Source organism: Thermococcus aegaeus (genome assembly GCF_055393685.1).
In genome coordinates this window covers 1710590-1730732 of sequence record NZ_AP042464.1, presented here as the reverse complement: position 1 = coordinate 1730732, position 20143 = coordinate 1710590, and the positions used below count along the sequence as shown (strand labels likewise).

Annotated in this window: 22 protein-coding genes and 1 tRNA gene; 11 read left to right on the top strand and 12 right to left on the bottom strand. The window is 43.5% G+C overall.

Features of this window, described 5'->3' with window-relative positions; genetic code table 11:
* Window position 1: 1 nt before the first annotated feature.
* Window positions 2–784 carry an archaeal proteasome endopeptidase complex subunit alpha gene (psmA, locus tag ACZ5NL_RS09415; protein ID WP_464842036.1) on the bottom strand — a complete coding sequence of 261 codons (783 nt, stop codon included), beginning with the start codon at window positions 782–784 and terminating at the stop codon, window positions 2–4.
* Between the two features lie 112 nt (window positions 785–896).
* Window positions 897–1259 (bottom strand): ribonuclease P protein component 2, encoded by a 363-nt coding sequence (locus ACZ5NL_RS09410; protein ID WP_464842034.1) that lies wholly within the window; start codon window positions 1257–1259, stop codon window positions 897–899.
* Between the two features lie 70 nt (window positions 1260–1329).
* On the opposite strand from ACZ5NL_RS09410, the gene ACZ5NL_RS09405 reads away from it, so the two are divergent.
* Both ACZ5NL_RS09405 and ACZ5NL_RS09400 read left to right on the top strand, forming a co-directional pair.
* Window positions 1330–2487: a DUF763 domain-containing protein gene (locus ACZ5NL_RS09405; RefSeq protein WP_464842033.1), complete on the top strand. Its 1158-nt coding sequence runs from the start codon at window positions 1330–1332 to the stop codon at window positions 2485–2487.
* A 150-nt stretch (window positions 2488–2637) separates the two neighbouring features.
* Entirely contained in the window at window positions 2638–3450 is an 813-nt protein-coding gene (locus ACZ5NL_RS09400) for a mechanosensitive ion channel family protein (RefSeq protein ID WP_464842031.1), read from the top strand.
* A 230-nt stretch (window positions 3451–3680) separates the two neighbouring features.
* Here ACZ5NL_RS09400 and ACZ5NL_RS09395 read toward each other — a convergent pair.
* Window positions 3681–3757: transfer RNA gene (locus ACZ5NL_RS09395), tRNA-Val, on the bottom strand.
* A 42-nt stretch (window positions 3758–3799) separates the two neighbouring features.
* Entirely contained in the window at window positions 3800–4741 is a 942-nt protein-coding gene (locus ACZ5NL_RS09390) for a DNA cytosine methyltransferase (RefSeq protein ID WP_464842029.1), read from the bottom strand.
* A gap of 70 nt (window positions 4742–4811) precedes the next feature.
* Here ACZ5NL_RS09390 and ACZ5NL_RS09385 point away from each other — a divergent pair, with 70 nt between their 5' ends.
* The 3 genes from ACZ5NL_RS09385 to pyrG all read left to right on the top strand — a co-directional run bounded on the left by ACZ5NL_RS09385 (window position 4812) and on the right by pyrG (window position 7220).
* Window positions 4812–5099, top strand: coding sequence for a DUF357 domain-containing protein (locus ACZ5NL_RS09385; RefSeq protein WP_253305325.1), 288 nt, complete (start codon window positions 4812–4814; stop codon window positions 5097–5099).
* A 5-nt stretch (window positions 5100–5104) separates the two neighbouring features.
* Window positions 5105–5497: a DUF555 domain-containing protein gene (locus tag ACZ5NL_RS09380; RefSeq protein WP_004066880.1), complete on the top strand. Its 393-nt coding sequence runs from the start codon at window positions 5105–5107 to the stop codon at window positions 5495–5497.
* A 127-nt stretch (window positions 5498–5624) separates the two neighbouring features.
* Window positions 5625–7220 (top strand): glutamine hydrolyzing CTP synthase, encoded by a 1596-nt coding sequence (pyrG, locus tag ACZ5NL_RS09375; protein WP_464842027.1) that lies wholly within the window; start codon window positions 5625–5627, stop codon window positions 7218–7220.
* Here the strand turns inward: pyrG and ACZ5NL_RS09370 are convergent.
* Window positions 7217–8101: a hypothetical protein gene (locus ACZ5NL_RS09370; protein ID WP_464842025.1), complete on the bottom strand. Its 885-nt coding sequence runs from the start codon at window positions 8099–8101 to the stop codon at window positions 7217–7219. The genes pyrG and ACZ5NL_RS09370 overlap by 4 nt on opposite strands.
* Before the next feature lie 107 nt (window positions 8102–8208).
* On the opposite strand from ACZ5NL_RS09370, the gene ACZ5NL_RS09365 reads away from it, so the two are divergent.
* Together ACZ5NL_RS09365 and ACZ5NL_RS09360 are read left to right on the top strand one after the other, a co-directional pair.
* On the top strand, window positions 8209–8601 hold the full coding sequence (locus tag ACZ5NL_RS09365) for a 30S ribosomal protein S8e (protein WP_004067041.1): 393 nt from the start codon (window positions 8209–8211) through the stop codon (window positions 8599–8601).
* Window positions 8602–8664: 63 nt separating this feature from the next.
* A complete protein-coding gene (locus ACZ5NL_RS09360) occupies window positions 8665–9558 on the top strand; it encodes a zinc ribbon domain-containing protein (protein ID WP_464842023.1) in 894 nt (297 codons plus the stop codon).
* On the opposite strand, the gene ACZ5NL_RS09355 is transcribed toward ACZ5NL_RS09360, so the two are convergent.
* On the bottom strand, window positions 9521–10576 hold the full coding sequence (locus ACZ5NL_RS09355; RefSeq protein ID WP_464842021.1) for an NOG1 family protein: 1056 nt from the start codon (window positions 10574–10576) through the stop codon (window positions 9521–9523). The genes ACZ5NL_RS09360 and ACZ5NL_RS09355 overlap by 38 nt on opposite strands.
* 90 nt (window positions 10577–10666) lie before the next feature.
* Between ACZ5NL_RS09355 and ACZ5NL_RS09350 the strand changes: the two genes are divergently transcribed.
* Entirely contained in the window at window positions 10667–11614 is a 948-nt protein-coding gene (locus ACZ5NL_RS09350; protein ID WP_464842019.1) for a DUF835 domain-containing protein, read from the top strand.
* On the opposite strand, the gene ACZ5NL_RS09345 is transcribed toward ACZ5NL_RS09350, so the two are convergent.
* The 3 genes from ACZ5NL_RS09345 to ACZ5NL_RS09335 are packed head-to-tail and all read right to left on the bottom strand — an operon-like array spanning window position 11609 to window position 15423.
* Window positions 11609–12673, bottom strand: a complete 1065-nt coding sequence (locus ACZ5NL_RS09345; protein WP_464842017.1) for a DUF512 domain-containing protein — start codon at window positions 12671–12673, stop codon at window positions 11609–11611. The genes ACZ5NL_RS09350 and ACZ5NL_RS09345 overlap by 6 nt on opposite strands.
* Before the next feature lie 51 nt (window positions 12674–12724).
* On the bottom strand, window positions 12725–14047 hold the full coding sequence (locus ACZ5NL_RS09340; protein WP_464842016.1) for a TldD/PmbA family protein: 1323 nt from the start codon (window positions 14045–14047) through the stop codon (window positions 12725–12727).
* Between the two features lie 5 nt (window positions 14048–14052).
* Window positions 14053–15423 (bottom strand): metallopeptidase TldD-related protein, encoded by a 1371-nt coding sequence (locus tag ACZ5NL_RS09335; RefSeq protein WP_464842014.1) that lies wholly within the window; start codon window positions 15421–15423, stop codon window positions 14053–14055.
* Between the two features lie 152 nt (window positions 15424–15575).
* Here ACZ5NL_RS09335 and ACZ5NL_RS09330 point away from each other — a divergent pair, with 152 nt between their 5' ends.
* Window positions 15576–16454 (top strand): ADP-dependent ribose-1-phosphate kinase, encoded by an 879-nt coding sequence (locus tag ACZ5NL_RS09330; RefSeq protein ID WP_464842013.1) that lies wholly within the window; start codon window positions 15576–15578, stop codon window positions 16452–16454.
* Here the strand turns inward: ACZ5NL_RS09330 and ACZ5NL_RS09325 are convergent.
* From ACZ5NL_RS09325 to ACZ5NL_RS09315, 3 genes are read right to left on the bottom strand one after another with little or no spacing between them, the layout of a single operon-like run.
* A complete protein-coding gene (locus tag ACZ5NL_RS09325) occupies window positions 16451–17272 on the bottom strand; it encodes an ABC transporter permease (RefSeq protein WP_464842011.1) in 822 nt (273 codons plus the stop codon). The two genes, ACZ5NL_RS09330 and ACZ5NL_RS09325, sit on opposite strands and share 4 nt — an antisense overlap.
* A complete protein-coding gene (locus ACZ5NL_RS09320) occupies window positions 17259–18062 on the bottom strand; it encodes an ABC transporter permease (RefSeq protein ID WP_464842009.1) in 804 nt (267 codons plus the stop codon). Before ACZ5NL_RS09320 ends, ACZ5NL_RS09325 begins: the two co-directional genes overlap by 14 nt.
* The gene (locus ACZ5NL_RS09315) at window positions 18059–19027 is read right to left on the bottom strand and encodes an ABC transporter ATP-binding protein (protein WP_464842007.1); all 969 of its coding nucleotides are present in this window, start codon (window positions 19025–19027) and stop codon (window positions 18059–18061) included. Before ACZ5NL_RS09315 ends, ACZ5NL_RS09320 begins: the two co-directional genes overlap by 4 nt.
* A 147-nt stretch (window positions 19028–19174) precedes the next feature.
* Here ACZ5NL_RS09315 and ACZ5NL_RS09310 point away from each other — a divergent pair, with 147 nt between their 5' ends.
* Window positions 19175–19456: a hypothetical protein gene (locus ACZ5NL_RS09310; protein WP_464842005.1), complete on the top strand. Its 282-nt coding sequence runs from the start codon at window positions 19175–19177 to the stop codon at window positions 19454–19456.
* Between the two features lie 146 nt (window positions 19457–19602).
* Complete coding sequence (gene tfe / locus ACZ5NL_RS09305) at window positions 19603–20118, top strand: transcription factor E (protein WP_464842004.1); 516 nt, start codon at window positions 19603–19605, stop codon at window positions 20116–20118.
* Window positions 20119–20143 lie beyond the last annotated feature (25 nt).

The following is a 20143-nucleotide window of genomic DNA, read 5'->3' as shown; positions in this document are numbered from 1 at the left end:
CTCAGTAGTTGCTGTCTAGCTCGCTGTAGTCCTCTTCCTTCTCCGGAACCTCTTCAGCTTCCGCCTCTTTCAATGCCTCTTCGAGGCATTTGGCAACCTCTTCCTTGCTGATTTTCTTGAACCTCTTCTCCTTCACTGTGATTACTGCCACTTCAATGCTCTCTGGAGATGGTTCTTCCATTGTCTTTGCAAGAGCTAGCACCGCAAGCTTTATGGCCTCCTCAAGTGTCATATCATCTTTGTACTTCTCCTCAAATATTGCCATTGCTGTGTTTCTTCCGCTTCCTATTGCAACCGCCTTCCATTCAAAGTAAGCTCCACTTGGGTCTGTTTCAAATAATTCGGGCTTTTCATTTACGCCCGCCATTAAAAGAGCTGCACCAAAAGGTCTAACTCCACCGTATTGTGTATGCATCTGCTTTAGGTCACAGATTTTCTTCACCAAAACTGTGAGCGGAACGGGTTCTCCATAGGTTAAGCGATAAATTTGGGCTTCCAAACGTGCCCTATCCACGAGAACTCTTGCATCGGCTATTATTCCACTTGAAGCTGCAGCTATGTGGTCGTCAATTTGGAAAATCTTCTCATAACTTTCCGGCTCTATAAGTTTGCTCGTTACTCTCTTCTCTACAGCCAGAACGACACCATCTTTGCACTTTACTCCCACGGCAGTTGCTCCCCTCTTAACTGCCTCCCTAGCATATTGCACCTGGAAAAGTCTTCCATCTGGGCTGAAAACCGTTATTGCCCTATCATATCCAGCTTGCGGTGGTACAAACGCCATTTTTCATCACCTCTAAAGTTATCGTAATCGGCTATATTAGGAATTCCTCAATTCCCTTTATATACCCTCCGATGTGTAAGTTATCGGGTTAATAATTAAATTTTTCTCTACCTTATTTCCATCCAAATTCCCTCAAGAATTTTAGCTTAAGCCTCCTTATAGTTCCAGACACCCCAAGCGTTTTTATTATTGCTTTTGAGCCGTTTATCTCAGTAATCAGGGTTAGAGCAAATCGGAGCTCTTCAACATACCTCCTATCGCATCTCACAATTCCAGTCTGGGTTTTCTCATCAAATTTTATAAACCAGGGTTTTACCCTTGCGGTGCCAAGTTCACCCAGAGTTCTAAGAGAGGCTTCCCAGATGGCTTTTTTTATCTCCTCCTTTTTGAATTCCCTCTCTCCAATTATCTGAAAAGCTATGTAGCGATGTTTGTCCCGCAACGTTGGAGGCAAAGTTTTCGGCTTCTCCCTCATGAGAGAGCTTTCCGCATTTTGGTTTATTAAATTATCTCAAAAACTTTTAATGAATGAAGCCAAATTATTGATGATGAGAAGAGGCATTGCAGAACTTCCTTTGCATGGTGGGCATGTTCCGAGATGGTTGGCCTTAAGGATGAAGAGGTTAGCCGAGCTTGTCTTAAAGATTCTTGTAGATGAATACGGCACTCAAGGGGTTCTTGAAAGATTAGCTGACCCAGTGTGGTTTCAAGCGCTTAACAACCTAATTGGCATGGACTGGGATTCATCAGGTTCAACCACTGTAACAGCTGGGATTATAAAGGAAGTTCTTTCGAAGGAAGAACTCGGAATAAAAGCCGCTGGCGGAAAAGGAGCAAAAAGCAGGCAAACTCCCGAGGAGCTAAAGGAAATAAGCAAGGTTTACAATTTAAATCCCGATGAATATATAAAGACGTCAAAGTTAGTTGCCAAAGTAGATACAGTTGCCCTACAAACAGGATATCAGCTCTATCATCACGTTTTCTTTATTGACGAAGAGGGGAGATGGGCAATAATCCAGCAGGGGATGAACCCAAGCGTTAAGCTCGCGAGAAGGTATCACTGGTTCTCCGAAAAAGTTGAATCTTTCACATTGGAGCCCCACAAAGGGATAAGCGGGATAAAAAGGGACTATGCATTAAACACAATTGCCAAGGAAAGCAGGGAGTACCAAAAAACTCTTCTCGATGTAATTTCCGAAAGCCCTGCAAGAATTGAGAGAGAAGTCAAAAGCTTAGAAGCACTCTCAAAGGGCTATGCTCTACTGTTTTACAAACCCTACGAAAAAAGGGAAGTAGTATCTATAGTGAGAAGGTATGAAAGCCTTGGGAAGCTTGAGCTCAACAAAAGGGCTCTGGAACTAGCGAGAGAGCTAAGCGTCAGCAACTATGATGAGCTTTTACTTATTAAAGGCCTTGGGCCCAGCACTTTAAGGGCTCTATCTCTCGTTCTTGAGTTAGTTTATGACGTCCACCCCTCGTGGAAAGATCCCGTCACGCATCCACCAGATCCGTTTAAGTTCGCGTATGCCGTTGGTGGAAAAGATAGGGTGCCGTTTCCGGTTGAAAGAGCCACTTATGACGACTTGATTTCCTTCCTAGAAAAGCTCCTTGAAAAAGGGAAAGAAGAGAGAGAAATTGTAAAGCAGGTAACAAAGATAAGTAAAAAATGGAAGTTCCCGGAAGAGGAAAAGAGACCCACGTAAACAAGTGTGCATATAGGGATCTTTCAATACCATTCTTGTAGAATTGCAAAGGAGTTTATTCTAAATGTGCCAATGCTCTCGGTAGAGAGTTTTATATAAACAAACATTTTATATAGCAAATACTCGGAAAACTATTGGAGATGAGTTATTATGGCAATGCTGGACAAACCTCTGCCCTATGTGGGCATAACACCGATTCAAATTATAACGGCCCTAGTAGTTCTGGTGGTTGGATACATCATGGCAAAGATAGTTGTAAGGATATTCAAGAAGGGCCTGAAGAAGACAAAGCTCCCAGAACTCGTAGTTGAGTTCCTCGCAAGGTTCCTCAGTGCGCTCCTCTACGTGGCAGTGATACTTCTCGCAGTGAGGGCTCTCGGCATCGAGGTCGGTTCAATAGTCCTAGGCCTCTCGGCGGTGATAGGCTTAATCCTGGGCTTCGGAATGCAGGATACACTTACCAACCTCGCCGCCGGCGTCTGGATAGCCGCTTTGAGGCCCATTGACATTGGCGAAGTCGTTGAAGTTGCCGGAAAAGTCGGAAAAGTCAACGCCGTTGGCATAATGAGCACCGAGCTGCTGACTCCAGATAACGTCTTCATAACGGTTCCCAACAAGCTCGTCTGGGGCAACGTGATAACCAACTACACGAGGATGCCGACAAGGAGGGTTGACGTAAACGTTGGAGTGGCCTACGGCACCGACCTTGATAAGGCCATTAAAGTGGCCATGGACCTCATGCAGAACCACCCGAAGGTTCTCAAGGACCCAGAGCCGAGCGTCGTCATAACTGAGCTCGCTGACTCGTCAATAAACCTCCAGCTGAGGGCATGGGCAAAAACCGAGGACTATTGGGCCGTTAAGGGCGACCTGACTAAAGGCATATACAATGCCTACATGAAGGAGGGAATAGAAATACCATTCCCACAGATGGACGTACACATAAAGGAAATGCCAAAGTGAGCTTTTCTTTTTATTTTTACAATGAAAAGTTTTGGGTGTATCTTTGAGTTTCTCCTTTGGTAATCCACGTTTTAGATTGGAGTTTAAGTTTAACCGACGCCCGAAGGGTGTCAAAGGAGGAGAGTTCCCACTTCAGAACGGCTGTTCAAGAGGAAAATCCTGTAGGATTTGACTATTTAGAAGGAGCTGTCAACTTTGATCAAACTTCTGCCGAGCAAAAGTTTGTTTTCTGGTGGGCCCGCGGGGATTCGAACCCCGGACCTCCACCTCGTAAGGGTGGCGTCATAACCAGCTAGACCACGGGCCCGCCCAAACCATTAAAGTCAAAGTTTAAATATAAATCTTTCGCTCATGGGTTTTTCTTAAGCCTCTCTTTAATAACTTCCGCTATAGCCCTCGCAACCGTCGGTGGAACGGATTCTCCAACACTATCATACTGCACGTTTCTTCCTCCAAGAAAGATATGATAATCTGGGTAGCCCATTAACCTCGCATGCTCTCTGACAGTCAAAAGCCTGTCCTCAAAGGGATGAACAAATCTGCTTGTTCCTCTAACCGTTGGAGCCGGCTTGTGGGGGTGAAGCCTTATCCAGTTCTTGAATCTCCCTCCAAAAGAGTGCAGTGCCTCTCCCCACCTGAGCTTTGAAATCGCTCTCCTTTTCTTTGCAGAAATTGGAACGTACTCGTGGTTTGGGACTCCTTCAGATACTCTCGGATCTGGTAGATCTCCTATCGCGTCCCAAACTGTAAGTTTTTTCTCAGCCTTTGGAGGATTCAAAGGAATGTTGGAGATGAACACTCTCTTCCTTATCTGAGGAGTGGCATAGTCATAAGCGTCTAAGAGGTTAAAATAAACCTCATAGCCTGCTTTTTTGAACTCTTTCTGAAGGGCTTTTCTTAAAGGCCCTTCCATAATCTGAGGAACTTCCTCCATAACGAAAATCTCAGGTTTAAAAGCCTTCAAAAATCTGACAAAATGGAGAACCAGTCTTCCAACAGGATCGCTGTAAAGCCTGTCGAGTGGATCTTTTCTTCTCCTCAGGTTTATTGCGGTAAAGGGTTCACAGGGAGGACCTCCTATAAGTACCTCAACCTCTCCAACTTCTCTCTTGAGTCCCTCTGCGTTGAGTCTTTTAATATCCTCCACAAAGACCATTGCCTCAGGAAAATTAGCCTGATAACTCTTTGCTTTTGGAGGAAAGTTTTCTACAGCGGCAACTATTTCAAATCCCGCCTCTTTAAACCCTCTACTAAATCCCCCTGCACCGGCAAAGAGATCAATTACCCTCATCTCTCCACCGAAAAAGGTATAAAAGCTAAGACTTATAAGGGTTTCAAAATACTCAAAAGAGGCGAGACCGGTGGAGCGAGAGATCACCGAAGAGAAGCTTAAAAAGTATTTTGAAATCACAAGGAAAGCCCTTGAGAAGCTTGAGATAGCAGTCCATGAAAAAAGCCTCCTCTTCTCTGTAGCGCAAGACTTTTTAACCATGGCAAAAAGCTACTATAGCGACGCTGAATACTACTACAAGAAAGGGGACTACGTCACAGCATTTGCCGCTTTGAACTACGCACATGGCTTTATTGACGCAGGAGTAAGGCTTGGAGTGTTTAAAGGTGAAGATGACAGACTATTTGCATTCGGGTGAGGAAGATGGGAGATTATATAGTCGTCCTTGAAGCTCCAATAATAGTGAGAGACGTTGAAAGTGCCGAAGATGCGATAAACGTTGCCGTATCAAAGGTGGCAAAGGCACTAAACAAGGAAAAACTCGACTTTGTGAGGGTTGAAATCGGCTATTCACAATGCCCTGTTTGTGGGTCACCATTTGAGAGCGCGTTTGTTATTGGAAATGTGGGCTTGGTTGGAATTTACCTGACGCTTAAGGTGTTCAATGCTCAAAGCCTTGAGCACGCGGAGAGGATAGCCAAAGCTGTTGTTGGAAAAGCTCTGAAAAAAGTGCCTCTAAAGGTTTTTGAGATTAAAGAGCTCCATAACGGAAAAGAAGAAGAGGGGATAGAGATAAACGATAACAACGGCGTTTGAGTTTTACAGCCTTTTTCCATTTTTCGCTGGGATTTATAATTTGGAGTTTATCGTTTTTAGCTTTTTCTAAACAAAGCTTTTAAGCTTCCTTGCTGCAAAGGACAACATAACTTTTGGAGGTTTTGACATGGCAAAGTTCATCTTTGTAACCGGTGGGGTTGTGAGTGGACTTGGAAAGGGAATAACGAGCGCTTCACTGGGCATGCTCATGAAATCTAGAGGATTCAGAACTACAAACATCAAAATTGACCCGTACATCAACTACGATGCCGGAACAATGAGTCCATACCAACATGGAGAGGTCTTCGTGCTCGACGATGGAGGAGAGGTTGACCTCGACCTTGGAAACTACGAGCGCTTTTTGGACACAAACCTAACATTTGACCACAACATTACAACTGGAAAGGTATACTCCACGGTTATAGAAAAAGAGAGAAGAGGAGACTATTTAGGCGCAACCGTGCAGGTTATACCCCACATTACCAACGAGATTAAGGAACGCATAAGGAGAATAGCCGAGGAGTATGATGTTGTCGTCGTTGAAATAGGAGGTACAGTTGGAGACATAGAGAGCATGCCCTTCCTTGAGGCAGCCCGTCAGATGCAGCTTGAAGAAGGGAGAGAAAACGTTGCTTTTGTTCATGTAACCTACGTTCCAAAGCTTAAAGTTGTTGGAGAGCAAAAAACAAAGCCTACACAACACAGCGTTAAGGAGTTGCGCTCCCTTGGAATTCAGCCTGATGCAATAATAGCTAGAAGCGAGGATCCTCTGGAAGAAGGGGCTAGAAAGAAGATAAGTCTCTTCACAAACGTGCCAGAAGAGGCGGTAATAAGTGCCTATGACGTTGAAGACACCTATGAAGTTCCTCTCCTCCTTGAGAGGGAAGGGCTTGGCAAATACTTAACCAAAAGGCTTGGACTAGAAGAGAGGGAGCCAGAGCTAAGGGCATGGGAAGAAATGGTCAGGAAATACAAGGGATTGAAAGATGAGGTGGAGATAGCGATTGTAGGGAAGTACGTTAAGCTTGCCGACTCATATCTCAGCATAAAGGAAGCACTGAAGCATTCAAGTGTTGCCAATGATGTTAAGGTAAAGATAAGGTGGATTGAGGCAGAGGACTTAGAAAAAGAAGGCTTCAAGCTCCTTGAAGGGGTTCACGGTATAATAGTGCCCGGCGGATTTGGTGCAAGGGGAAGCGAGGGCAAGATTATGGCCATCCAATATGCGAGAGAAAATGATATCCCCTTCCTTGGCATCTGCTTTGGATTCCAGCTAACCGTTGTGGAGTTTGCAAGACACGTTCTCGGTCTTGAAGGAGCAAATTCAACCGAAATAAATCCACAAACGCCGTATCCAGTTGTTGACCTCATGCCGGAGCAGAGGGGGCTTGACAAGCTCGGCGGCACGATGAGGCTTGGGGCATATCCAATCAAGATAAAGGAAGGCACCCTTGCCCACAGGCTCTACGGTAAGGAGCTTATATACGAACGCCACAGGCACCGCTGGGAGGTAAACCCTGAGTACATCGAACGGCTCGAAAAGGCCGGTCTTGTCTTCAGCGGCATAGCTGGAGACGATGAAAGAAGGATGGAGATCCTTGAGTTGCCGGATAAGCGCTATTTCATAGCGACCCAGTTCCATCCAGAGTTTAAGTCAAGACCTATGAAACCTGCACCTGTGTTTAGAGGATTGGTAAAAGCGGCAAAAGAAATGAAAGGCTAAAATTCAAACTCCAATAGTTTTTCTTCTTTTTCCTTCTCCGAAAGCTCAAGATAGAGCATCAAACCCCCAATGGCTACTAAAGCTTGAATTATCGCCTGGAATGGAGCTTGTAAAAGGTTGGCTATTAAATTCGCCATAAAGTCGGTTCTCCCAAAAAACAGCACACCAATGAAAGATGCCGGAACCGCTAAAAGGAAAAAGATCGATACAGCAAGCAACGCTCCAAAAGTTACGGAAGAGAGTTTATTTCTAAACGCCAGTGAAAAACAGGCTAAGGAGGCGCTGATGGAATTGCTCATAACATAGATAGGCACTGCCATCGAGCTTGCCCCTATCACAAATAAAACGAGTGGGATTTCAACTAAGAATAGGAGAAAGACCAATGCCGGATTTCCTCCAGAGATGAAGAGCAAAACTCCGAAGACGAAGAGGGGGATTGAGAGTACTGCGAAGCTTATAATTCCAACGATCAAAATCGTCAAAAACACCTGAAAGACGTGCATTATTCCCTCGTATATTAGATCAACGAGGGAGTATTCCCTCCCCTCCTCCGCCATTAAAGCCCCTTTTATCATGGCATACTCACTCAACGCCTGGAGGAGAAGGGAGATAACCATGAAAATCAGTAAAAACTTGAAAAAGTTTGCAAACTCGGCAAGCATCTCTTCAGAAAACGCGCCATGCTCCTCAAAGATAACGCTCTCATTGCCACCTTCTTGAAATTCAGAAAAGCTTCCAAACATCGGCATCTCCTTGACAAGGTAAGCAGAAATCGGACTTAGGATGATTGAGATAATCAGCGGAATTAGCAAGAGCTTGGGATTTTTTGTAATAACTACAATGGTTCTGGCGAAGGCATTTACAGCTCCCATTCCCACCACCAAGCGAGATAGAGGGGTCATGGTTTTAAGGATTTTGGAAAGGGAAAAGATTTATAAGCAAATCCCTAAAATGCCCATAGGGTTAAGATCATCATGAGGTGAGAGTTATGGCTATCTGGCAGGGAAGATCACTCAAAAAGCCTTCAGGTGGAAGGATTATACTCGCAAGAAAGAAGAGAAAGAGGGAACTCGGAAGAGAACCAGCCTTTACAAGGGTAGTTGAAGACAAAGAAGAGAGGAAGATAATCAGAACATACGGCGGCAACAGAAAGGTCAGGCTCGTAAAGGCACTCTATGCAAACGTTTTCGAAAACGGAAAGGGTAAGAAGGTAAAGATAATCAGCGTAGTTGAGAACCCAGCCAACAGGCAGTACGTAAGAAGAAACATCATCACAAAGGGTGCAATAATCCAGACAGAGATTGGAAAGGCAATCGTTACCTCAAGACCAGGCCAAGATGGTGTTGTAAACGCAGTTCTCATTAAGGAAGAAAACGCATGAGTTCTTCTCTTTTTCTGCGAACCTTTTATATATTCTGAACCCCTATTTATTCCGGTGTGAGTAATGGAATACTCGCGCATTGAAAAGATACTCGCAAGTTTATTTGTCGTTTTTCTTCTTCTGGCGAGCATAAACTTTCTCAGAGAGCTTGAGAACATTCCCCAAAGACCAAATTATGAATATTATCAAGAGAAGTACGGGATAAAGGCTCTTCTCGAAAACCAAAGCCGCTTAATGGAACTTGACAGACAGCTATTTGAGGTATATCAAAAGGCAGAGAGCAACCTAACCGAAGCTGAGAGAGTTTACCTCTTCAAAAGAGAAGAATATAGAGTTGCACTCGAGAGCGGGAACGCAACAGAGGAACTAAAGACAGAATACCTAAAAGCCAAAGAAGAATACGAGAGAGCCTACTTCCAATACCTTGGGGCAAAAAGTGCATACGAACAAACGCATGAAAAACTGGAAGAGCTTAATTCAAAAATCCAAGAGCTCATGCAGAAGGCAAATGAGGAATATAGAAGAGCTTACAACGCCTACAGGCTTAAAGTTCTAATTTTAAAGCTTTTATTTGCCGTTCCGATTTTCATAGCATCGCTTTTACTCCTTCGGAGGTACAAAAACATCTACACTTCATCTTTGATAGCGTATTCTTCGCTGTTGCTTATCTATCTCCTCCTCTCTGCAATATGGAGTACAATTCAGCTTATAGGCTTAAGTCTCTTTGGAGCATTTGCAACGCTTTTAGCACTCTATTACTTGAGAAAGGAATACTTCAAGCCTGAAAGAGTGTATAAAAGGAGAATCGCCCAAAACAAGTGCTACAACTGCGGCTTTCCTGTAAAGGATGATTATCTCTACTGCCCTAACTGTGGAGCAAAACTAAAAGAAAAGTGCGAGCACTGTGGAGCCCTAAAGCCTATTCACCTTCAATTTTGCCCATACTGTGGGCAATAGCTTCCATCTCCGGTTTTAGTATTTTTATTACCCTTTCCTTTAGCTCTTCTATTCCAATTCCCTTTTCAGCAGAAATCCTTAGGGGTTCGATTCCTCTACTCCTAAGGAACTCCTCCACCTTCTTTATTTTTTCTTCATCTGCGATATCTATCTTGTTGAGCACCACTATAAACGGGAACTCCCCAAATTCCTCGTAGATTTCCTCAAAAAGGTGCATTTGCTCCTCTATTGGGAAACCACAGTACTCACTCGGATCAAAGATGTAGATTATCAGCTTACCGAGATGCTTTAACGCTAAAATCGCCTGCTTCTCTATTTCATTTCTCTCGCTCAATGGTCTGTCCAAGAGACCTGGAGTGTCTATAACCTGATACTTCATCCAGTGCTCCTCGAACTGCCCAACGTTTATACCCTTCGTCGTGAAAGGATAACTCGCCACTTCAGGCTTGGCGTTTGTGAGTTTTCTAAGCAGTGTGGACTTTCCAACGTTTGGATGGCCGGCTATCACTATAGTAGGAAGGCTGAGGTCAATTACGGGCATATCTTTGAGAACGTCCCTAGCTTTGTTTAGGTATTCGAGGTTTTCGGCTATGTCCTTTATAACGCTTGCAACCCTGCCGTAAAATTCCCTTCTCAGCTGTGCAATCTCCTTTGGATCCCTGGAATACCTAATCTTTTCTACGTATCTCTCTTCAAGTGTCCTTATGGTCTTTATCGCCCAGTTTATTGAAGCAAGAGCCTTATGGAAGGTTCTCTTATCAACCAGCGTGTCAAGAAGCTCCTGATAAAAAGGAGGTAGCGTTGAAACCCCAGGAGTCCTGTCAAGGACTTTCTTTAGGTTGTCCCTAATAACGTTTGAGACGGTTCTTATTCTAAGCTCTTCTCTCTGTCTCGCCTTGCTAATCACACTTCCCCTCGGATTAAAAGCCGAAGCAGCTTTCTCAGCTCGCCTGAAAGCTTTGTCAATGATTTCATCTGCCAGAAGTATTGTTGGCATCTTTTCAAATGGATTTTTCATGCTCTCTCACCTTTCCTATTTTTCCTCGCCGTTAGTGACTTTCCCAATAGGTTTTTAAAGATGTTGTTCAAATTTTGTAAAGGGAAAATAATGGATAGAGAGATTGTTCTTGATGAATACCTTGAGAAGGTGGTCAGTTCGCTTGAGAATAAATCTCCAAAGGAGATTCTAAGCTACGCTATTTTTAACGAAGAGGAAGAAGCAAAGTACTATGCCGAGCTTTCTAAAAAAGCCAGAAGAGAAAGTATCAAACTTCTATTCATCCAGATGAGTGAAGAGAGCGAAGAACACAAAAACAGACTTTACACCCTTTTTAAGAAGCTTTATCCTGATGAAGAGCCAGTTAAAGTGGAAGCTCCACCTGTTGAAGTCCTTCCATTCTACCCAAAATTTGAAACGGTAGATGATTACCTAAAAGCCCTCAATTACTGTATGGAAAGCGAGCTCTTTGCAAAGAAAGCCTACGAGCTGCTTGCTCAAAAAGCTGAAGATGAAGATGTCAAAGCCTTAGCCCTACAGCTGGCACTCTTTGAAGAGGATCATTACGAAAGGGTTAAGAAAGCTTACGAGCTCTTCACAGCTATTAAACAGGGGGGCATTGATCTAAGGGACATTACTCTCCCAGGTTATCTTTTTAGTGACAAAATAAAAGCTCGATATCTCTTTTTAGAACTCCTGAACGGCCGCAAAGGGATTATTTTTTCAAGAGACTCTCCAGAGGAAATCAAAAAATGGATAAAAAGAGAGATACCCTCATTTTGGATAACATCCAAAACGTGCCAGCGGTGCATAACACCCAGAAAATTGCTGGAATCTCTGGAGGACATTCCCAGCGAAGAAAATTCCGTAATTTTGATAGAGAACTTAGAGACACTTAGGATAGCAGCAAAAGATTTTGAGGAATTCTACACAAGCATATCAAGGCTTAAAGACGAGGCTGTAGTAAAGAGGTGCTACGTTATCTTATGTGGAAACAAAAGGGCCTTTGAAAATAAAGAATGGGCGATACTGGAATCGGAGTTCAAGTACGTTTCATAACCTCTCAAGTACTTTTAGAATCTCTTGGGGTTCAAGGGCAGTCTCGACGATGTAGCCCTTTTCCACCAAAATTTTATTAAAGAGCTCTTCTCTCTTCCATCCATCCAAAGTAAGATCTCCATAAAACATGACTTCTGGGAGAAAAAGTACTCCTAAATCCACTTCTGGCAGTTTTTCAACTTCTCTAAGGATATCATAGGCCGTTAATAAGCCAGCAGTGCCTATGTTCCCTCCAAAGAATTCATTTTTGACCATGATCACGTTAATTTTTGGAAAGAGGCGTCTAATCTCTGGATAAGCAAGCTCCCCGGTAAGGATATAGGCTGGTAGAGAGGGTTCAATATCAAAGGGCTCCAGAGGGGTTTTGAACTCCCCAAGCAGAGCTTGGAATATCGGCGGAATGACTATTTTTAAGCTAAGCTCCTTCTGCTTATCAAGGGCAACGTTCTTAACAAAGAGGAGCTCCTCTCTTGTCAAGCCTCTCGTCCTTGAGTACTTTGTGACTCCAATTGGGAAGAGCCTAACTTCGTGAACGCCGATTTGATCTAGGTCATCCAAAATCTCCCCTATATCGGAGACGTTGTAGCCCGGGGTTAGGATTATGTCCGCTATGACTCTAAAGTTCTCTACAACCTTTGGTAAAAGGTCAATAACTTTTCCGGCGTTTCTGTTCTTCATAAGCTTAATCCTCACATCCTTCTTGGTTGTGTGAAGGGAAATCTGGATCTCATCAAGTCCGGCCTCATAAAGGCTTTCAATTCTGCTCTCATCAAAGCGGACGTTTGCACTCGTGTCGGTGACCCTTATCCAGAGATCATAGTGTTCTCTCGCATATGCTATTCTATTCTCAAGCTCCGGATCGTTGAGGGTGTCATGTTTAGAAACTCGATATATCATCTGCGGTGGATTTTGCATAAGGTAGCAAAAAACGCAATCATTACCACATGAGCCAGCTTTCGAAGATGGGGGGATTATGAGCAAATCTTCCCTCTCATCTACCATGTCAAGTTCATATTTGGTAATCTTTCTTAGCTTATAGTCTTCGGTCAGCTCATACATGTTGGGAAAATTAAAAAGATGTTTTAAAAATACTTGGATGGATAAATTATCCTACTTTCCCGCTATCCTCACGTTCTCAAAGGCCATTGCTGGAACTACCATGCTTCCTCCGAAGGGCAATACTTTTTGCTCCTTGCTTACTGCATAGAGGTTTGGCAGCAGCTCGTAAACGTTGCCGCTCACCATGAACACCGTAGAGCCTTTCACTTCTCCGTTTTCGATTAGGAATGCGGGGTTAGCTACAACGGCAAAGTTCCCGTTGTCTGGGTTGCTTGAATGAGCCCCTTGGAATCCATCTACCAGATAGCCGTGCTCTATCTCACCTATAATTTCCTCAAGGCTTCTATCTCCGCTCTCGATTACAACGTTGTGGAGGCCTATGCTTATTCCTCCCGTAGACAGATTTCTCTTTCCATTTCCAGTACTCTCAACTCCGCGGATCTTTGCCCAGTAGTTGTCCCAGATAAAGCCTTTGAAGACCCCTTTCTCTACTAGCATATTTCTCCTTGTTGGGACTCCTTCATCGTCCGCTATGATCGGGTTTATGCTGAGCTCGTGTAGTGGGTCATCATAGATTGTGAGGAGCTCATTTGAAACCTTCTCGCCTATTTTATTAGCCAATGGCGTTGTGCCCTTGATAAGTCTCTCCCCGCTGAACGCTGGAAAGAGCGCATAGGATAAAAGGCTCGAAATTGCCCATGGTTCCAGTATTACTTTTGCTTCCTCTGTTCTGCTTTTTTCAGCTTTAAACGCCCACTTGACTTTTTGTAAGGCATTTTTAACAACGTTTTCCACCTCAAGCTTGAGGGAAAGCTTTGCATCGAAATCAAAAATTCCTGGGGTTACCCTCCCTTCTTTCATCCCGACGAGTTCAACATAGAAGAAAGCTCCACCGCCTTCCTGAGATACGTTAACGCCGTGAGAATTCATTATCAGGCTTTCTCCCCATTCTGCTCCACCGCCACCACCTGCAACTACAACTCCTTGCTCTTGTAATGCAAGCTCTATACCTTCTCTCGCAAGTTCCACAAAGTAATCTGGAGAGACCTCTTTGAGTTCTCTATCAATTTTCCTTGGCTCTCTGTACTTCCCCGGCTCTGGGAACGAAACCCACTTTTCATCAGGTTTGTTAAGCTTTGCCATTTTGTATGCTCTTTCTATAGCTTCTTTGATTTTCCCTTTATCTCCGGTGTCAACTATAGCCACTCCGAGCTTTTTGTCTTTAATGCCCCTAACAACGGTAACAACCCTTTCCCTTAAAGCTGAAGTAGAAACCTCGTTAAGTTCAATGTTAACGCTTGCGTCTCTGTTCTTGTAGATAGCGATCTCGAGCTCATCAAAGAATTTTTCCCCAAAACGAATCAGCTCTTCCATCTTTATCACCCTATTATTATTCCCCCATCAAAGCGCATATGCGGACCGCCGGAGCTGACAAAGGCAGTCTGTCCCTTTCCGCATCTTCCCATTTCGAGACCAAAGTCATTTCCCACGGCGGTTATTTTCTTCAAGGCCTCAATAGCAATTCCGCTTATTGATGTGTCTCTTATGGGCTTCGTTATTTCACCATTCTCTATCATATACCCCTCCTGAACTCCTACCTGGAAGGCTGAGTTAAGCTGTGCTTGGCCTCCCCTGAAATCAACCACATAGTAGCCAAACTTAACATCCTCTATCATCTCCTCGAACTTCCAGTCTCCCGGTTCAAAGATTGTGTTGCGCATTCTTATTATCGGAGGATACGTGTAGTTCTCAGCTCTTGCATGACCATTTGGCTCCATGTTCCACTTATGAGCGTATTCCCTGTTCAGCATTATCTCCTTCAAAATTCCGTTTTCAATTATATGAATATCCTTGACTGGAACGCCCTCATCGTCATAGCGATCGTTTCCGAAACCCCCTTCCACTATGCGCTCGCTCATTGTGACATATTCTGGTGCGATTTGTTTGCCAATTAGTTCCTTGAACGGAGAGTTTATCGTCAAATCCGCCTCTGCAAGATGTCCGAGGGCTTCGTGGGCTATAATGCCTACCACTATTGGCCCAGCAACTATCGGAAACTCTCCCCGCTTTGGTGCAACGCCCTCTAATTGAGCATGAACTTTCCTGATTACTCTTTTGGCGACTTCTTCGTTTGGCTCCTTCTCCTTAAAGAGTTCCCAACCATAGTCCACAGCCCCAACTTCGTCTCTCGCAGCGGCAAGCTTTTCTCCCTCCTTCCCTGTAGCCCAGACGTATTGCCATACGTAGTTCAAATCCCATTTTATTTTTGTGCCTTCGTTTGTTATGAGGATCTTTTCCCCGCTTGCGTCTTCGTAGCGAAGCCACGTTGACCTTATAGTTTTGTCATCTTTAAGAAGAGCCTCCAAATCCATCAATCTCTCAACCTTTTCCTCTATTGGGATCCCCCTAGGTTTTATTTTCATCTTGCTTTTTACCACATCTTGATGAGCTTTTATCTCTGCAAGTTGAATTTTCTCCTTTTTGGCTTTTGCTGTTGCTTTTGCAAGTTTGTATGCACTTTCTATAGCTTTTTCAAGGTTTTCAAGCCTGTTTGTTGAAGAAAACCCCCACGCTCCATCTGCTAGAACCCTAATGGCAATACCCATTTGCCCCTTGCCGGCAAAAGTTGTAAAAGTTCCATCCTTGAGCTCCAAGGTGTTCTTGCTGATGTTTTCATAGCGGATCTCTATGTAATCTGCTTTAAAGTTTTCAAGAGCCCAATTAAGGGCTTTTTCTAATTTATCTTCCATGCATATCACCCACAATCTAAAGGTTTAGATAATCGTTTAAATTAACACTAAGGACTATAAAAGCGTTATCTTGGGTCGAGATGTATACAAAAGGACGTTTGGAGGAGAAAAATATAAATCGGTCAAATGGGGAAGATGTTAGGGGTGAGGGAATGTTTGATGTAATTGCAATAGGCAACCTTAACTATGATATAACACTCCTCGTAGAGAGGTTTCCCGAGTTTCATGAGAAGGTAATTGCTAAGAGAGCCCATTTTGGGCTGGGAGGCGCTGCGGGCAACACAGCTTCTTGGTTAGCCCATATGGGAGTTAAGGTGGGATTCATCGGAGCGGTTGGTAATGATGAAATTGGAGAAGCACATATAAACTACTTTAAGAAAATCGGCGTGGATGTGGGAGGTATTAGAGTCGTTAATGAACACTCTGGAATAGCTATCTCCCTAATAAAAGGCGAGGACAAAAGGATAGTGAAGCATTTAGGCGCTAATGCCTACAGAGATGTTGATTTTGAGTACCTTTCAAAAGCCAAGCATATTCACATGTCATCAAACCCAAAAGAACTTATTGAAAAGACCGTTAACTTCGCCTTCGAGAACGGAATCTCCATTTCGCTGGACATAGGTGAAGCAGAGGTACCGGGATCTGTAGAGGACAAAATAACATATCTGCTAATGAACGAAGATGAGTTCAAACGAAAGTACGGAAGCCTAGAGAAAATCCACGATGTTAAAGCTAAAAACGTCATTGTAACTCTAAACGGCGGTGGAGCAATGGTCAGAGATGAGAAAGGAAAGGTTTTTGAGATTAGGGGGCTGAGTGCCGAAGTAGTAGACTCCACAGGGGCTGGAGATGCCTTTGATGCCGGGTTCATTTATGGGATTCTTAATGGATGGGAGCTGAAAGACGCTGCAAAACTCGGCACTTTGCTAGCATACCTGACGGTGCAGAAGGTTGGTGCCAGAAGTGCGATAATTCCATTAAAGGAAATTAAAAAAATAGCAGAAGAACTGAACTTGGGACTGCCTCTTTAATAACTCTTCAGCCCAACAGTTCTTGCCTGCTTTTCGCTCCACTTATAGCCTAAATAGCCTAACAAAGCATAGACCACTGAAAGGATTATAAGATAGGAAATCTCCCCCACAGATTTTTCGTATCCATAGGCAACAACCTTTCTTACAGCTTCACTAGTTGGGGCATAGGGAAGGATTTTTGCCATTATCTGCAATCCCTTAGGCAAGATTGAAACCGGGTACATTGCTCCGCTTAAAGCAAAGACCAGCATTTCAAGAATCGTTATGAAAGGACCCGGGTCTTTTAAATAAAGAACTATGCCAGCGGCAGCCATTCCCATACCTATCATCCCTGCAGTACCCACAAGCAATACTGGAAGGGCTTTAATGAAGTTGAAGAGGTTAAAGTGAATGTCAAATATTACCACAAAAAGGGGAACATAGATGGACATGTAGATTAGGGACAGGAAGATTCTGGTAAGGACGTTGCCCATAAAGAACGTTAGCCTCCTTATTGGCGCTGCGAAAGAATACTCAAGAGTGCCAGCATAGAGCTCATCGACAACGCTCCACACAAAGCCGCTGAGAAAAGTTAATCCAAAGCCCAATACCATAAATCCCAAAACTGCAAAGGTTACGTAGTCCGAGTATCCCGTAAGCTGCTGAAGCGCGGGGGAATTTCTCTGCCCAGTGAGGCCTATTCCTATTAGCAAAGCCTGACCAACAAAGAAGAAGCCCAACATAACATCGCTGATAAACCATAGCCTGTAGCTCAAAAAGATTCTCCAACTCTTAACTGCAACACCATAAAGTGCTCTGAGCTCGCTAGTAACCTCCATATCCTATCACCCGGGTTATCTTTTCTGCCCATTTGAAAAGCAGATATCCAACCATCCAGTAGAGTGGAATCAAAAGGAGAAGCCAAGTTATTTCACCTTGTATTTCTGCGTAAGTTTTCCCAACAAAAATCGCCCTAACAGCGGAGGCAGCATGGGTGAGGGGAAACACCTTTGAAAAAGCAACCAGCCATTTGGGCATTACACTAAGGGGAAAGAAGACGCCAGAGAAAAAGAGCATTGCAAACTCAAATATCTGAGCAAAAGGACCTATATTTTTTAGAAGCATCACAAGCCCCGCAAAGATGAATCCAAATCCCAAAAAAGCGAAAAGCGATGCCAGAATAATTGGGATAGATTTCAGAATTATTGTAAATGTTAGGGGAATGTCAAATATCACAGCACCAATTACGAAGACAACCCCCATAAGAGCAGAGTCCATTAAAAGCCAGCTAATGGCTAACCCAGAGAGGAGTTCTAAAATCCTAGCTGGAGAGAGAATGTTCATTTCAAAAGTTCCTCTCTGGAGCTCTCTTCTCACACCCCAAACGTAAGCTTCCATTGGTGAAACTGAAACCCACCACAAAACGTACCCAATCAAAGCGTACGTTGGATAATCTCCCATCCCTGTAGAAGAAGCCAAAAGCTGTGAATACCTCCCTCCAAGAACTGCCTGTCCAAAGAAGACAAACTGAAGAAGAAAAACTAAGCCAACGAGAATAGAGCTTACAACCCTTAAAGGATACCTGAAAAACATCCTAAATTCCTTCTCTATTATGGCAGGCAATATCAATCCCTCAGCCCCCTTCCAGTGAGCTTTATAAAAACATCCTCGAGAGTTGGCTCTTTTTGTTCTACGCTTATTATCTTTGCCCCCTTCTTTACAAGCCATTCCACTACCTTAGGAAGCTCTTCCTCATCCACCTGACCTCTTAGGGTTATAATTCCCCTCTCAGCATCTTCCTCGACAACCGCTATCCTCCAAGGTAAGCTATCAAAAGTTCCCTCCCATTTAAGGCGTATTTCCACGGCATCTTCGTCTTTAACAAGCTTCTTAAGACCCTCTGGGGTATCAAGAGCTATAATCTTGCCATAGTCTATTATGGCAATCCTATCGCAGAGCTGTTCTGCCTCGACCATATAGTGGGTGGTTAGGAGAACGGTTTTACCTTTCTCATCAACAAGCTTCCTTATAAATTCCCGGACGAATATAGAACTCTGGACGTCCAAGCCCAGAGTGGGTTCATCCAAAAACAAGACTTCAGGATCGTTTATTAGAGCCTTTGCTATAGCAAGCCTCTGCTTCATTCCTCTCGAGTAGTTCATGACAAGATCATCTTTTCTTTCCCATAGTCCCACTAACTTGAGGAGTTCCTCAATTCTTTCTTTTTCCTCTCTCTTGGGAACATAGTAAATCCTAGCAAAATATTTCAGGTTTTCGTATGCACTTAAGCGCCAGTACAGGGTTCTTTCTCCTTCTGCCACAAGGTTTATCCTCTTTCTGATCTCTCTTGCATCCTTTCGTATGTCATATCCTAAGATTCTCGCCTCTCCTCCGGTAGGCTCAAGCAAAGTGGTTAACATTTTTATTGTAGTTGTCTTTCCAGCTCCATTGGGTCCAAGAAGGCCGAAAAGTTCACCCTTTTTAACTTTAAAGCTGATGCCTTTAACTGCCTCAACCCATTCTACCTTTCTCAATGGGAGCGGAATCTTTTTAGGGTATCTCTTCTTTAAATCAAAGACCTCAACTGCATACATAATTGTTCCCCTAAGATACTCATGCCGATCAGAATACATAAAGATAGTGGTCTTTAATATGCAAAGGCTTAAAAATGGTAACAAAGATAAACCATAAAAAAGACTACAAAAGGCTTAAAGGGCAACTGTATCATGGAGGTGGCTTCGTTGGAAATAATAATTGAGAAATTCAAGCCGAAAGTTACCCGACCTTTTAAGAGGAAAAACGAATACTGGGTGAAGCTCATAGATGAAAGTGGCGAGTACATAATGAAGTTTAAAACCCCTCTAGAAGCTGAAGATGCAATATACGGGCTTCTCGATCTTCAGGTTTATGGTGGTAAAGTTAAGCTGAAGCTTAGAGAGGGAAATGTTATAGAAGATATTCAAATTCTTGAGCTCTATAAGCCCTCTGCAAAGGAACTTGTTGATGAGTATTTTAGCGAATAGCTGAAGTCCTTTTTTGTACATTAAGCTTCTTTTTTCGACAAAAACCTATATATACTACGGGGCCCAAATATATAAGTAGTAGAACCGTACAGTATTTCACAAAATCAATTTTTAAGATAAAATCCAAAAACTTGGAGGTCTTACTTATGGCCAGAAGAAAAAACAAAGAACTCCTGAAATTCGCAGAGGAGATAGGCGGAGAAGAAGCGATTGAGGTAATCAAGGCTCTCGAAAAGAAAAAAGAGGCGACTGATGAAGAGATTGCAGAAATGACTGGGATTAGGGTAAACACTGTCCGAAAAATCTTATACGCTCTCTACGACAACCAGCTTGCAGAGTTCAGAAGGGTTAGGGATAAAGATACAGGATGGTACTACTACTATTGGCGCCTCGAAACGAAAAGACTCCCAGAAATCATGAAAGCTAGAAAGATGCAGGAGCTCAAAAGATTAAAAGAAATGCTTGAGGAGGAGACCAAAGAGGTTTACTACCACTGCGGAACTCCCGGTCATCCAAGGCTGACTTTTGACGAGGCAATGGAGTATGAGTTCAAATGCCCTCTATGCGGTGAAATGCTTATGCAGTACGACAATAGCGAAATAGTCAAGGAACTCCAAGAAAAAATTAAGAAGCTTGAAAAGGAACTGGGAATAAAGGCGTGATTTTAAGTTTAGTGAACTGCGGGGA